This window comes from Microvirga rosea (assembly GCF_020595095.1).
GTDB classification, from domain to species: domain Bacteria; phylum Pseudomonadota; class Alphaproteobacteria; order Rhizobiales; family Beijerinckiaceae; genus Microvirga; species Microvirga rosea.
The window spans coordinates 105987-120241 of sequence record NZ_JAJDOP010000006.1 but is presented as its reverse complement, the minus strand read 5'-3'; the positions used below and the strand labels follow the sequence as shown (position 1 = coordinate 120241).

Here is a 14255-nt window from a genome sequence, read left to right as displayed (position 1 = left end):
CCGCCCTGAGTTCCGATGTATTGCTGCGGTCGATGACAATGCTCTCCGTCACGCCTCACGCCTTTCGCGGTCTGCATCCACATTGGTCATGACAGTGTAGAATATCCAGCAGATGACCAGGATGATAAGGTTATAGACCAATGACATCGCAGCGGCCTTGCCCAGGTCGAACTGCCCGAGCGCCAGCTTCACGAGATCGATCGACAAAAAGGTCGTGGCGTTTCCAGGTCCTCCACCAGTGAGAACGAATGGCTCCGTATAGATCATGAATGAATCCATGAAACGTAGAAGAACCGCAATCAGCAGGACACGGCGCATCTTCGGTAATTGGATCGTACGGAAGACGGCCCAGCGGGACGCTCCGTCGATCCGTGCCGCCTGATAATAGGCATCTGGAATGGACTTCAGTCCTGCGTAGCACAGGAGAGCAACCAGGCTCGTCCAATGCCAGACATCCATGACAATGATGGTGATCCACGCGTCGAGCGAATGTCCGGTGTAGTTGTAGTCAATCCCCATGTGATTAACCACCCAGCCAAGCAGTCCGATGTCGCTGCGCGCAAAAACCTGCCAAATGGTGCCGACGACATTCCAGGGGATCAAGAGCGGCAATGCCATCAATACGAGGCAGAACGCAACTCGCCACCCCTCACGAGGCATGGAAAGAGCAACCAGAATGCCAAGCGGGATCTCGATCGTCAGAATAATGGCCGAGAAGAGCAGCGTGCGCCACAAGGCGCCAAAGAACCGGCCTCCCAGTTCCGTCGAAGGATCGAGCAGGTCCTGAAACCAAGCGACCCCATTCCAAAAGAACTGATTGTTGCCGAAGGTATCCTGGACGGAGTAATTCACGACCGTCATGAGTGGCAGAACTGCTGAAAATGCAACAACGGCGAAGACCGGAAGCACCAGGAACCAAGCTTTGTGATTCAGGGTCTTGGTCACTGGTGCCCCCCCGTAGTTGGCTCGCCGGGAAGCAGATGCCCATCTGCATAAATATGAATGCGATGCGGGTCCATGATCAGCGATACTTCATCGCCATCCAGGGAAAAGTTCTCCGGCACACTTGCCGCAAGCTGACGTCCTGCCATCTCGACCCGTGCGATCCTCGTTCGGCCGATATCGTCGATGCGCTTGAGCCGAGCTGGCAATCCGTTGCCAGTCCGTTGGACGCTGACGAATTCCGGCCTGATCCCAAGTTCGACTTGTCGCTGACTTGCGAGCTCGGGATAGGTGCGCTGAAGGATCACCGGGTCATCGCCGATATAAGCCGTCATGCCGTCGAGACGGCATGGCAGTATATTCATCCCAGGCGACCCGATGAAATGACCGACGAAAGTGTGAGCGGGTCGTTCGAAAAGCTCCTCCGGCGTGCCGGTCTGAACCACCGCGCCATCGTGCATGACGACAACCTTGTCTGCAAAGGTCAGCGCCTCGGTCTGGTCATGCGTGACATAAATCATGGTAATATCGAGCGCGCGGTGAATCTCCTTCAAAGTCGAGCGCAGCTGCCACTTCAGATGGGGGTCGATCACAGTCAGAGGCTCGTCAAAGAGAATTGCGGCCACATCTGCCCGCACCAAGCCCCGCCCCAATGAGATCTTCTGCTTCATATCGGCCGTCAGGTTACTCGCCTTCCGGTCCAGAACAGGTGTGAGGTCGAGAAGCCGCGCGATCTCTTCAACTCGCGGGGCAATTTTACTGCTCGGGACATTTCTGTTCTTGAGTGGAAAGGCAAGATTCTCGCGAACGGTCATAGTGTCGTAGACAACCGGGAACTGGAAAACCTGCGCGATATTCCTTTCCTCAGTTCGCAGATCCGTTACGTCCCGATCATCAAAAAGGATACGACCCCGAGTAGGATGCACGAGACCTGAAATGATGTTGAGAAGGGTGGTCTTGCCACAACCGGACGGACCCAGAAGCGCATAGGCTCCGCCTTGCTCCCAAACGTGATCGATTTCTTTGAGTGCATAATCCTGAGGACCTTGCGGATCCGGTTTGTAGGCGTGGGCGAGATGGTCCAGAGAGATCCGCGCCATGCTGCCTCCTAAGCTGCCTGTCGCGACGGGACGGCGGCGACGAGGGTACCCGCTTCGTTGAACAGGAGCACTCTCCGGGGATCGAGAAAAGCTGTGACGGAGGAGCCGGGCTCCAGTCGCTTCACTCCGGGAACCAGAGCCACGAAACGATGCGTGCCTGCGTCGAGGTGGAGAAAGCTCTCAGATCCGGTGATTTCCGCGACTGAAACAGTAGCCGGAATGGGAATGGCATCATCAGAACCGGGCTCCAACCCGAGATGATGGGCGCGGAAACCGATGACATAATCCCCGTCAGGAACGGACGAAAAGAAGCTCGCGGTATCGAGTCTTCCTCCTGCGCTCAAAGTCATGGTGCCACCCGATTTCTGAGCCCGCATGGTATTGAGCGGCGGATCGGAAAAGACCCTGGCCGTGGTGATATCATGCGGCTGTCGATAAACCTGCGGTGTCGGCCCAAACTGTGTGACGCGGCCCTGAAAGAGCGTGGCTGTACGACCACCCAGCAAGAGCGCTTCGGAAGGCTCGGTCGTTGCATAGACGAAGATGGCACCAGAGGCTGAGAAGACCCGAGGCAACTCCTCGCGCAGTTCTTCACGCAGTTTATAGTCGAGGTTCGCCAGTGGCTCATCCAGGAGAACGAGGTCGGCCTGTTTCACCAGAGCTCTCGCAATCGCGGTCCGCTGCTGTTGACCTCCCGACAGGCTCAGGGGTTTCCGGTCCAGGTACGGCTCAAGCCTCAAAAGCTTTGCCGCTTGACGAACACGGCTCTCTATTTCGCTCTTGGGCAAGCCGGCGACACGAAGCGGAGAAGCAATATTGTCATAAACCGAGAAAGAGGGATAGTTGATGAACTGCTGGTAGACCATGGCGACGCTGCGCCGCTGCACAGGCCATCCCGTTACATCCCTTCCGTCGATCAGGATGCGGCCAGTCGTTGGGGCATCCAGGCCCGCCATGAGCCGCATGAGGGAGGTCTTACCCGATAAGGTCGCTCCCAACAGCACGTTCAGAGAGCCGTGATCGAGCGACAGGGAGACATCCGCGATATGCGTCTCGGCCCCTACGGTCTTGCCTATCTTTTCAAGGACGAAGGACATGGCTCATGTCCCGAAGATAGCGATGAGCGCCTTGTGCTGTCGCCAAGAACCTCACAACCAGAAGCCGTGTCCTGAAGGACAGTGTTTTCCCAGCATAGCGGAACCGTTCTTCCAAGCGCTCCCTCCCTGAAGCCCTCGTGCGATTCGGCAATCTTCTTATTCTTATTGTCGAAGCTTAAGTTCAGCGTCGGCGGAGCGCAAGGCCCGCCTTACGGCCTCAGTCCTCGGCCGGGAAGGTGGATCTGACGAACTCCCATGCCGCCACCAAATGGCGCCTGAGAGCAATCTCTGCCTCGTCCGGATCCCGCCCGGCAATCGCATCGAAGATGGCGACATGACCCGCATAGTTCATTTGGTCGATATCACCTCCCCGCTTCATTGTTCGCCAGTGCTGAACAAGCCACTCGACATATGCCTTATGGACAGCCGGATAGATCGGATTTCCCGGAATGCGGTATAAGATGGCATGGAATGCCGCATCGGTCTCGTCGAAATCGTGTGAGTGGCCGATCGCATCACGGTTGGCCGCAAGAGCGGCCCGAAGCTCGTCAATATCGTCACGCCGCGCGTTTGACGCCGCCCAACGGGCAAGGGCAGCCTCAAGAAAAATACGCGTATCGAAGAGGTTCCAAACGCCCTTACGGTCCACCACCAAGTGCCCCACAAGGTTTCCGACCTTATCAATTGCGATCTCATAGTCGGGCTTGCGGACAACAGGCCTATGACCGAGCCGCGTCACCACCAGACCACGGTTTGCCAGCGCGAGAATAGCCTCGCGGATCGCCGCCCGGCTCACTCCATAGCGCTGCATCAGATCCCGTTCTGCCGGAAGACGATCTCCTTCCTTGAGGCCGCCGGACTGAATCAGACGGGCCAGCCCCTCGGCAACGACGTCCGATCGGCGGCCAGCGGGATCCCGGCTCGACAGGCGCGCGACGTGATCCATATTTCCTCCGGTTCGAAGCAGCCACACGGCAGAGCCGCGTCTTGGAAATCCGCCTTCGGTCCGCCTAGCATATGGTCCGACCAAAAACCAGTATCCTCAATAGTTGCACATCGACCCTCTAACGAAGATGCCTGGATGATCCCAGTTGAGAACTACACTTGACAGGTTTTGGTCATCTCGCCATCCTTCCAATGGTCTTACCAAAAAGATCCAAAGAATGACGTTTGGTAAGACATAGTTCCAGCGGAACTACCTCGGAGGAAAGACGCGTGACGCCATTCTCGTGCCCTGCCCCGCCGCATCGCATTTTCTTGATGCATCAAGTCCGGCAGCCGTGAGGATCCCATGACCGTATCCGTGGCACTCGGCTCCGGCGTGACCTCAACTCACTATCAGATGTATATCGACGGCGCCTGGACGGATGGCCACGCATCTGCGCGAATGGAAGTTGAAAATCCCGCAGACGAGACCGTTTTTGCCACTGTTCCCGTCGGCACCATAAAAGACGCCACAAGCGCCCTCGAAGCGGCGCGGCGGGCGCAGCCTGCATGGGCAGCGCTCCCGCCGATCGTCCGCGCAGGCTATGTCCAGGATCTCGCCGCGGCCGTGCGGCGCGACAAGGGCCATTTGGCCCGGATCGTTGTTCGTGAACAGGGCAAGCCGCTCAATCAAGCAGAAGGCGAGATTGACGCCGTCGCACTTTTTCTCACCTATGCTGCCGAGAGCGCACGTCGCATCGAAGGTGATATCCTTCCTTCCGACTTCCCTAACGAAGAGGTCTGGATTCGCCGGGTCCCCTATGGCGTCGTCGTCGGATTGACGGCTTGGAATTATCCGGCCGCGCTGGCAGCGCGAAAGATCGGCCCTGCCCTCGTGGCGGGTAACACAATCGTGGTCAAAGGACATGAGTCGACACCTTTATCGGCCATCGAGATCGCGCGCCTTGCCCACGAGATTGGCCTCCCTAAAGGCGTGCTCAACGTTGTGACCGGCGACGGACGGACCGTCGGCGAAGCCCTTGTTCGCTCGCCTTTGAGCGATCTGATCACGATGACGGGCAGCGTTCGTGCAGGGCGCGAGATATACGCGGCTGGCGCACAGGATCTCAAGATCATCCGCCTCGAGCTTGGCGGAAAGGCCCCGTTCATCGTCCTTGACGATGCGGATGTGGATGCCGCCGTTGAGGCTGCCGTGATCTCCAGGTTCACCAATTGCGGCCAGATCTGCACATGCAACGAGCGCATGTATCTGCATGAAGCGATTGCGGAGCCTTTTCTTGAGAAGTTCCTTGCTCGCGTGAACGCGATGACTCTCGGGGACCCCATGACCAATCCGGACATGGGGCCGAAAGTAAACCGGCCCGAGGTCGACAAGGTGGAGGAGATCGTCAACGAGGCGGTGTCCAGCGGAGCCGAACTTCTGGCGGGCGGCCGCAGGCTGCGGGACGGGGCTTTTGCACGGGGACACTGGTTTGAGCCGACGGTTCTGCGGGTGCGCAGCAACGAAGCCTCCGTGATGCAGCGGGAGATTTTCGGGCCGGTTGCGCCGGTCATGACAGTCCAGAGTTTCGATGAAGCGTTAACGCTGGCCAATGAGACGTCGTATGGCCTATCGGCCTACATCTACACGAATGATCTTCGCCGAGTGATGCGCCTTTCGCGCGAACTGTCGTTTGGAGAACTTTACGTCAATCGTCCGTGCGGCGAGCTCGTCCAGGGCTTCCATACAGGCTGGAAGCACTCGGGCCTCGGAGGAGAAGACGGAAAGTACGGCTTTGACGGGTACCTGCGGAAGCAGACGTCTTATATCCGCTGGTGACTTCTCACGGCCCGGGACGGCTGTGCAATTAAGCTAAGAACCCCAATCATCGGGGCATAAAAACTCAAGGAGGAAAGAATGCTGAGAAGGACTTTTCTTGCGCTTGCGACAAGCGCTGCTGTCGTAGGCTTCGGGCTTGGTGGGGTTTCTGCCCAGGAGTTGCCCAAGCTGAAGCAGAAAGAGAAATACAAGGTCGGCTTCGCGCAGACCGAGTCAAACAATCCTTGGCGCATTGCGCAGACGGAGAGCATGAAGTCGGAAGCTGCGAAGCTCGGCTATCAGCTTGTCTATACGGATGCGGCGGGCTCGGCAGCTAAACAAGTGGCTGACGTAAATTCGATGATCGCTCAGGGCGTCGACATGATATTCCTCGCCCCTCGCGAGGAGAAGCCTCTCATTCCCGCGGTAATGGCAGCCAAGAAGGCCGGGATTCCGGTCATTCTGCTCGACCGCAACGTGGACCAGAGTCTCGCCAAGGCCGGGAAGGACTATGTGACCTTCATCGGATCCGACTTTGTGGATGAAGGAAAACGCGCCGCTGAAGCGCTTACGAAGGCTATGAATGGAAACGCCAAGATCATCCAGCTTGAAGGAACCACAGGATCCTCGCCTGCCAACGATCGCCGAAAGGGCTTCGAGGATTACATCAAATCTCATTCCGGCATGAAGATCGTCGCGTCTCAATCCGGTGACTTCGCGCGCGACAAAGGCCGTCAGGTTGCGGAAACCCTCCTGCAGGCCCATCCGGATGCGACGGCCATTTATGCACACAACGATGAAATGGCCATCGGGGCGATTGCTGCTTTGGAAGCAGCAGGAAAGAAGCCGGGCAAGGATGTGATCGTCGTATCGGTCGACGGCACCCGTGATGCACTTCAGGCGATCGTCGACGGCAAGATGCTTGCAACGGTCGAGTGCAACCCGAAGTTCGGCCCCAAGGCCTTCGAGACAATGGCTCGTTATGCCAAAGGCGACAAGATCGAACCTTGGGTCGTGAATACCGACCGCTTCTTCGACAAGTCGAATGCGGCTCAGCTCATCTCGGACGCCTACTGATTAAGCCTGCGCTGCCTTCACATGAAGGCAGCGCCTGCCCAGGTAGGAGAGCAATATCTGTTATGGCTCCGCTTCTGCACATGCACGGCATCAGCAAGCATTTTGCCGGAATCCCGGCATTGCGCGAGGCCGAATTCATCGTTGAGAAGGGGGAAGTGCATGCCCTCATTGGACAGAACGGCGCCGGAAAGTCGACCCTGATCAAGCTGCTTACCGGCTACTATAGGCGCGACGCCGGCGAGATCGTCTTCGACGGCAGACAAGTGACATTCACCTCACCGCAGGAGGCGCAAGGAGCGGGAATCAGCACAATCTACCAGGAAATCAACCTGGTTCCTTACCGTTCGGTCACGGAGAACATTTGCCTCGGCCGGGAGAAGCGCCGTTTCGGGCTTCTGGATTGGCCTGCTATGCATCAGGAAGCAAAAGCCCTGCTCGCCCGGTTCAGGATCACGATTGACGTTCGCCGTCCCCTCATGGCTTTTCCGACGGCTGTGCAGCAGATGATCGCCATCGCTCGCGCCATCGGATTTGATGCCAAGCTTGTCATCATGGATGAACCTACCTCTTCTTTGGACGAGAGAGAGGTGGAAGTGCTGTTCTCCGTCATTCGCCAGCTCAAGGGCGCAGGCGTTTCGGTGATCTTTGTCAGCCATAAACTCGATGAGCTTTATGCCGTCTGTGATCGGGTGACGATCATGCGCGACGGGCGAACAGTGCAGACCGCGCCCATGAGCAGCATCTCCCGTCTTGATCTCGTTACGACCATGCTTGGGCGCGAGCTCACACAGGCCTTGCAGGAAAGGCCCTCGCCGCAACCTGAGAGCGAGACCGCTCCGCCGGCTTTGGCAGTCAGTCATCTCGTTATTGGTCAAAAGGTCCGGGATGTGAGTTTCAGTGTCCGCCCCGGGGAGATCGTCGGGCTCGCGGGTCTCCTGGGTGCCGGAAGAACGGAAACGGTTCGGGCGGTTTTCGGAGCGGATCGTTCGGATGGAGGACAGGTCACATTCGCGGGCAAACAGAACGCCATCGGATCGCCAGCAGACGCCATTCGAGCCGGAATGGGCTTCTGCTCTGAGGATCGCAAGCTCGAAGGCATCATTCCGGATATGTCGGTCCGCGAGAACCTCACACTGGCGCTCCTGCCGCAACTTGCCCGCCATGGAATCGTGGACGAGGAGCGTAGTCGAGCAATCGTGGATCGATTTATCCAGCGACTTGGTATCCGCTGCTCCGGGCCTGAACAGCGAATTCGAGAATTGTCGGGCGGAAACCAGCAGAAAGTGCTGCTCGCCCGCTGGCTTTGCATGAACCCGAAGCTCCTGATCCTCGACGAGCCCACACGAGGTATCGACGTGGGCGCCAAGGCGGAAATTCTGCACCTTATCCGCGAACTCGCAGGTCAAGGACTTGGGGTGCTGATGATCTCGTCGGAACTCGAAGAGGTCGTTGAGGCAGCAAGTCGGATTTTCGTTCTTCGAGACGGTCGGACGGTCGCGGAGCTCGAAGGTGACAGCCTGACCGAGCAGAGCGTGATGACAGCGATGGCTCATGGATCCGGAAATGAGCGGGAGACGGCACATGGCTGAAACAGCCGTTACACTGCCCTCTCCCGACAAGAGGCCATGGCTGGAGGTCGGAACGTTTCTGACGCGTTATGGATCCTGGCTTGCCCTGGCGCTGCTCATCCTCGTCAACCTCGCGATCACGCCAAATTTCGCGACGTGGCAAACGTTGAACGTGAACCTGACCCAGGTATGTACCATCGTGATTGTCGGTGTCGGGATGACTCTTGTCATCGCGACAGGAGGAATCGATCTTTCAGTTGGAGCGCTCATGGCTATTGCCGGAGCGCTCGCACCATTGATTTTCCTTGGGAAACTGTTCCCCCTGCCCCATCCGTTGGTCGGCATCGCGCTCGCCTTTGTCATTCCCTTGATCGCCACGGCGCTTCTTGGTCTCTTCAATGGCTGGCTTATTACGCATCTGCGAATTCAACCTATTATTGCGACCCTCGTGCTGTTCATTGCAGGTCGGGGAATCGCGCAGGTCTTTACGAACGGCAACCTTCAAGTCTTCAACCTGCCGGAATTCCAGTTCATTGGATTGGGCCGACTTTTCGGGATTCCTTTTCAGGCGATTCTGATGGTCATCATCGTGGTCACGGTCGCCTGGGTTCTAAGGCGGACCGTTTTCGGCAGAGAGGTGCTGGCCATTGGCGGGAATGAGCGGGCCGCTCGTCTTGCCGGCATACCCGTCGCCTCGGTCAAGCAGCGGGTCTACCTCATTAGCGGTGTCCTTTCAGGCCTTGCCGGGTTGATCGTCATTGCCCGCAACTCGGCTGCTGACGCGAACCTTGTCGGTCTCGGAATGGAGCTCGATGCAATTGCCGCTGTGGCTGTCGGTGGAACGCTTCTCACAGGTGGCCGGGCGAGCGTGATCGGTACCCTCGTAGGAGCCCTCATCATCCAGCTGGTCCGCTACACGCTTCTCGCCAACGGTGTCCCGGACGCGGCGGCCCTGGTGGCGAAGGCCGCCATCATCGTGTTGGCCGTTTGGCTGCAGCGTCAAAACTATCGCTGAGGTCCATATGGACAGTACAAGACTGAAATTATTCCGTGGGATTGGTCGCTACGGCGTCCTGCTGGCTCTGATTATCCTCATCGTTTTCGGTTGGCTGCGATACGAGAACTTTCTCGGTCTTTTCAACGTCTTGTCGGTTTTGCGCTACAACAGCATGTTCGCCCTTGTCGCCCTCGGCATGTGCTTCGTCATCATCACGGGCGGGATTGACCTGTCCGTCGGCTCGACCGCTGCCCTGGGGAGCGTTGTCGCTGCCCTGCTGTCGCCTTATGGGATCCTCCCTGGTCTCCTTGGCGGGCTCGCTGCTGGCTTCGCCATCGGAGCCTGTAACGCTTTCATCATTACGCGCCTCAATATCCTGCCCTTCATCGCGACGCTGGCGACCATGCTGGCGGCCAGCGGCTGTGCCCTATTGCTGGCCGAGAACCAATCCGTCTCCGTGTCCTACGATTCGGGTTTCACAGAAATCGGCCAAGGAGACTTTTTTTCCTTCCCCATCCCTGCGTGGATCGCCCTCTTCGTCTATTTGCTCGGATCTCTGGTCCTTAACCTGACATCATTCGGCCGAACCGTGCTGGCTGTCGGCGGCAACGAGGACGCCACCCGTCTGATGGGTCTGCCGGCCGGCCGGGTGAAAGCGGCCGTTTATATTATGAGCGGATGCCTATCGGGGTTGGCAGGCGTCATCCTTGCAGCTCAGTTCGGAGCGGGCCAGCCGATCGAGGGCGTCGGGTGGGAGCTGTTCGCAATTGCGGCTGTCGTCGTGGGAGGCACCCTGCTGACCGGCGGCGTTGGATCGGTGGGCTCGACCCTTGTGGGCGTTCTTCTGCTCGGCCTCATCTTCAATATCCTAAACTTCGAGAACGGCCTCGGCTGGATCAGTCTCTCCGCTTATTGGCAGTCCGTCATCCGCGGTGCCTTTCTGCTTCTTGTGGTCTCCATTCAGGCAAGGCTCAGCCTCCGTGCGGAGGAAGCTACCTGAGTGAGAACGGCAAACATTTCAAAGCAACCTGATCACATGATTCACGAAGGCACAGCATGCCCCATATCACAGAGATCGAACCTGGGTTCTATCGCATTCCCCTACCAACCGTACTGACGGATTCCATGCATGGAGAAATGCGGGCATTCGAACTCAACACGGTTCGAATTCGCGATGCCGAGGGCGCCGAGGGTGTCGGTTACACCTTCACGGTCGGACGAAACGGAGCCGCGATCGATGCAATTCTGACCCGCGAATTTCCGGAAATTCTCGATGGCGAAGAGGCGGACGAGATCGAGCGTCTATGGCATAAATCCTGGTGGGCACTTCACTATGGGGGGCGTGGCGGCCCCACTGTCCTGGCGCTCTCTGCCATCGACATGGCGCTTTGGGATCTGAAGGCGAAGCGCGCTGGACAGCCCCTCTGGAAGGCACTCGGCGGATTTGACCACCGTGTTCCATGTTACGCCGGCGGCATCGACCTTGAATTGCCTCTCGACAAGCTCCTCCAGCAAACCGACGAGAACCTCAAGAAAGGATTCCGTGCGATCAAGATGAAGGTCGGTCGTGCCAACCTTTTCGAAGATGTAGCGCGCGTGAAGGCAATGCGGGAGCATCTCGGCCAAAATTTTCCACTGATGGCGGACGCCAATATGAAATGGACGGTCGATGGCGCCATTCGAGCAGCACGTGCCTTGCAACCATTCGATCTGACATGGCTGGAAGAACCTACCATTCCAGACGACCCGGCGGGGCACGCACGTATTGTACGCGAAGGCGGAGTTCCGGTTGCAGCAGGCGAGAATCTCCGTACCCTATGGGAGTTCAAGCTCTATATCGCCGGAGGCGGCGTCACATACCCTGAGCCCGATGTAACGAACTGCGGCGGGATCACGCCCTTCATGAAGATCGCTCATCTGGCAGAGGCATTCAATATGCCGGTGACAAGCCATGGCGCTCATGACGTCACCGTCCATCTTCTGGCGGCATGCCCAAATCGCTCCTACCTTGAGGCGCATGGGTTCGGACTGGAGCGCTATATTGCCGAGCCGCTTCGGATCGAGAACGGGTTTGCGCTCGCACCTGACCGCCCAGGCCATGGAATCGCTTTTGACTGGGAGAGCCTTGCACGCATCAGAGCATGACAAGTCCTTGACGTTGGAAGGGTGCTACCATTGATGAATACGTTCTCGAGCGAGCTTCTAAAAGGGCGCACAGCATTAGTAACCGCTGCAGCGCAGGGTATCGGACGTGCCTCCGCATTAGCCTTGGCCGATGCCGGAGCGACGGTTGTTGCAACCGACATCAACGAAGCAGCTTTGACGGCGTTGGGCCAAGGGCAATCCTCGATACGAACTGCCATTTTGGATGTGCGCAGCCCGGAATCCATAGCGGCGCTGCATTCTCAAATCGGTCACGTCGACATCCTTTTCAATTGCGCCGGCACGGTTCACCAGGGCAACCTTCTCGAGTGCGACGATGACGCTTGGGCCTTCTCCCTGGACCTCAATGTCACGGCCATGTTCCGGATGATACGCGCATTTCTGCCAGGCATGCTTGAGCAAGGCCACGGATCGATCATCAATATGAGTTCGGTTGCCGGCGCTGTGAAGGGCGTGGCAAACCGAGCGGCCTATTGCGTCACCAAAGCTGCCGTTGCGGGCCTCACCCGTTCTGTTGCGGCCGACTATGTAACCCAAGGAATACGCTGCAACGCCATTTGCCCGGGCACTGTCGAGACTCCCTCTCTCCACGACAGGATGCGCGCTCAAGGCGATTACGAAAAGGCGCGCGCCGCGTTTATCGCCCGTCAGCCGATGGGGCGTCTGGGCAGGCCGGAAGAGATCGCGGCTCTCGTTGTCTATCTCGCCAGTGATGCCGCCGCCTATACGACAGGACAGATTCACGTGATCGATGGCGGCTGGACGGCCTGACCGGGCCACCTGAAGTCACTCGAAAGGACGCAGGAATGACAGAACGGTTTGACTATATTGTGGTCGGCGGCGGATCGTCAGGCTGCGTCGCAGCTGCAAGATTGGTCGAAGCCGGACACCACGTCCTCCTGCTGGAGGGCGGCTATTCTCATCGCCATCCCCTGCTGGATATGCCGCCGGGCATCTTTAAAATGATCAATGGCAGCAAATACATGCGTTATCATCACACGGTACCGCAGGAACATCTTGCCGGCCGCATTCACGACATCCCTCAGGCGAACGTTCTTGGCGGAGGGTCTTCGGTAAACGCTCAGGTCTACATGCGCGGACGGCCGTCGGATTACGAGGAGTGGCACGAGCTTCTGCATCGAGAGAATGATTACCCCGGTTGGAGCTGGGCGGACGTCCTGCCGCATTTTCGTGGCATGGAGGGCAACAATCGCCTCTATAACGACCTGCACAACGCCGACGGCCCTCTGCTGGTGTCCGATCCCGGCCATATCAACGACATGTCACGATGGTTCGTGCAGACCGTTCAGGCACTGGGCGAACCCTTCAATCACGACTTCAACGGCGCGAAGCAACGAGGCGTCGGCTTCTATCAGTTCATGAACAGACGCGGGAAGCGCAGCAGCGCCGCTTATGCGTTCATCGCCCCTCTTTTTGACAATCCCAAACTCACGGTACGTCTCAGATCACGCGTTCGCCGGATTGAAGTGGAAAACAATCGTGCGACCGGCGTGGTGTATCGAGCCGCAGACGGTACAGAGAAGAAGGTCTATGCTGATGGCGAGGTCATCGTTGCAGCAGGATCCCTTGTGACGCCGCAACTCCTGATGTTGTCCGGCATCGGCCCGGCGGACCAGTTGAAAACTCACGGCATCAACTGTCTGGCCGATTTGCCGGGCGTGGGCGAAAACCTGATCGATCATCCGGAGGTGCCGATCATCGCAATGGCAAGTGGTCCTCACGGATACTATAAGCAAGGTGTCGGTTGGCGGATGATCCTCAACGGTCTCCAGTTCCGGCTTTTCGGAACCGGGCCAATTCTGTCTGCAGGCGTCGAGGCGGGCGCCTTCGTTAATCCGACTGATCGAGATGGCGAGCCGACGATTCAGGCCTTCTGTGTTCCAATCGTCTACCTGGATCGCGATACCCTCGGACTTGTTAAGGACACCTATGGGTTGACCGTGACGACTGTCGTCATAAAACCGCGTTCTCGTGGCTATGTCCGATTGCGCTCGACCGATCCTGACGATATGCCGCTTGTTTCGCCCAACTTGCTGAAAGATCCCGCCGACGCCCGATCGATGATCGACGGACAGCGCTTCTTCCTACGTGCCTTTCAGACAAACCCCTTGAAGGAGCGGATTTCCCGCGTAGCTATCCCTGATCCTACAGATCTGAGTGACGAAGCGATCATGGCGCATTGCCGTCGGTTCGTGAAAACCAACTATCATCCTGCCGGCACTTGCCGAATGGGCCCGGCCGAGGATGCCCTCGCGGTGCTCGACTCTCGCCTTCGGGTGCGCGGGGTCGACAATCTTCGCGTATGCGACCTCTCCGCGATGCCCAACATCAACGCCGGAAATACGAATGCTCCGGCAATGATGATGGGGAGTCGATGCGCGGAGTTCATCGTGGGGCCGGCTGCCGCGGGCGACACGCCCTATACTCTGACGGAGCACGGTCACGGCGTTGCGGCGACGTAACGCTCCTTTGAAGTGGCAATCCTATTCAAGGTCTTTCAGGGGACCGCCCCGGCAAGCCGCCGGGCCTCGGACGGGACAGGAAAGC

The 14255-nt window shown here is 58.1% G+C and carries 12 protein-coding genes; 8 read left to right on the top strand and 4 right to left on the bottom strand.

All coding sequences use genetic code 11. The annotated features are described in order from the left end of the window. Positions 1 to 48: 48 nt before the first annotated feature. From LJD17_RS16630 to LJD17_RS16615, 4 genes are all read right to left on the bottom strand, one after another. Positions 49 to 945 (bottom strand): carbohydrate ABC transporter permease, encoded by an 897-nt coding sequence (locus LJD17_RS16630; protein WP_227385318.1) that lies wholly within the window; start codon positions 943 to 945, stop codon positions 49 to 51. Beyond that, positions 942 to 2042, bottom strand: coding sequence for an ABC transporter ATP-binding protein (locus LJD17_RS16625; RefSeq protein WP_227385317.1), 1101 nt, complete (start codon positions 2040 to 2042; stop codon positions 942 to 944). The genes LJD17_RS16630 and LJD17_RS16625 overlap by 4 nt, the downstream gene beginning before the upstream one ends. 8 nt (positions 2043 to 2050) lie before the next feature. Beyond that, positions 2051 to 3139, bottom strand: coding sequence for an ABC transporter ATP-binding protein (locus LJD17_RS16620; protein WP_227385316.1), 1089 nt, complete (start codon positions 3137 to 3139; stop codon positions 2051 to 2053). A 217-nt stretch (positions 3140 to 3356) separates the two neighbouring features. Continuing rightward, positions 3357 to 4085: an FCD domain-containing protein gene (locus tag LJD17_RS16615; RefSeq protein WP_227385315.1), complete on the bottom strand. Its 729-nt coding sequence runs from the start codon at positions 4083 to 4085 to the stop codon at positions 3357 to 3359. A gap of 345 nt (positions 4086 to 4430) precedes the next feature. Between LJD17_RS16615 and aldA the strand changes: the two genes are divergently transcribed. The 8 genes from aldA to LJD17_RS16575 all read left to right on the top strand — a co-directional run bounded on the left by aldA (position 4431) and on the right by LJD17_RS16575 (position 14170). Further along, positions 4431 to 5903 (top strand): aldehyde dehydrogenase, encoded by a 1473-nt coding sequence (gene aldA, locus LJD17_RS16610; protein WP_227385314.1) that lies wholly within the window; start codon positions 4431 to 4433, stop codon positions 5901 to 5903. Positions 5904 to 5981: 78 nt separating this feature from the next. Further along, positions 5982 to 6959, top strand: a complete 978-nt coding sequence (locus LJD17_RS16605; protein WP_227385313.1) for an ABC transporter substrate-binding protein — start codon at positions 5982 to 5984, stop codon at positions 6957 to 6959. Positions 6960 to 7021: 62 nt separating this feature from the next. Further along, positions 7022 to 8548, top strand: a complete 1527-nt coding sequence (locus tag LJD17_RS16600; RefSeq protein WP_227385312.1) for a sugar ABC transporter ATP-binding protein — start codon at positions 7022 to 7024, stop codon at positions 8546 to 8548. Further along, complete coding sequence (locus tag LJD17_RS16595) at positions 8541 to 9542, top strand: ABC transporter permease (protein WP_227385311.1); 1002 nt, start codon at positions 8541 to 8543, stop codon at positions 9540 to 9542. Before LJD17_RS16600 ends, LJD17_RS16595 begins: the two co-directional genes overlap by 8 nt. 7 nt (positions 9543 to 9549) lie before the next feature. After that, positions 9550 to 10524: an ABC transporter permease gene (locus LJD17_RS16590; RefSeq protein WP_227385310.1), complete on the top strand. Its 975-nt coding sequence runs from the start codon at positions 9550 to 9552 to the stop codon at positions 10522 to 10524. A 56-nt stretch (positions 10525 to 10580) separates the two neighbouring features. Beyond that, positions 10581 to 11669, top strand: coding sequence for a mandelate racemase/muconate lactonizing enzyme family protein (locus LJD17_RS16585; RefSeq protein WP_227385309.1), 1089 nt, complete (start codon positions 10581 to 10583; stop codon positions 11667 to 11669). Positions 11670 to 11702: 33 nt separating this feature from the next. Beyond that, positions 11703 to 12458 carry an SDR family oxidoreductase gene (locus LJD17_RS16580; RefSeq protein ID WP_227385308.1) on the top strand — a complete coding sequence of 252 codons (756 nt, stop codon included), beginning with the start codon at positions 11703 to 11705 and terminating at the stop codon, positions 12456 to 12458. A 35-nt stretch (positions 12459 to 12493) separates the two neighbouring features. Beyond that, complete coding sequence (locus LJD17_RS16575) at positions 12494 to 14170, top strand: GMC family oxidoreductase (RefSeq protein ID WP_227385307.1); 1677 nt, start codon at positions 12494 to 12496, stop codon at positions 14168 to 14170. The last annotated feature ends 85 nt before the right edge of the window (positions 14171 to 14255 follow it).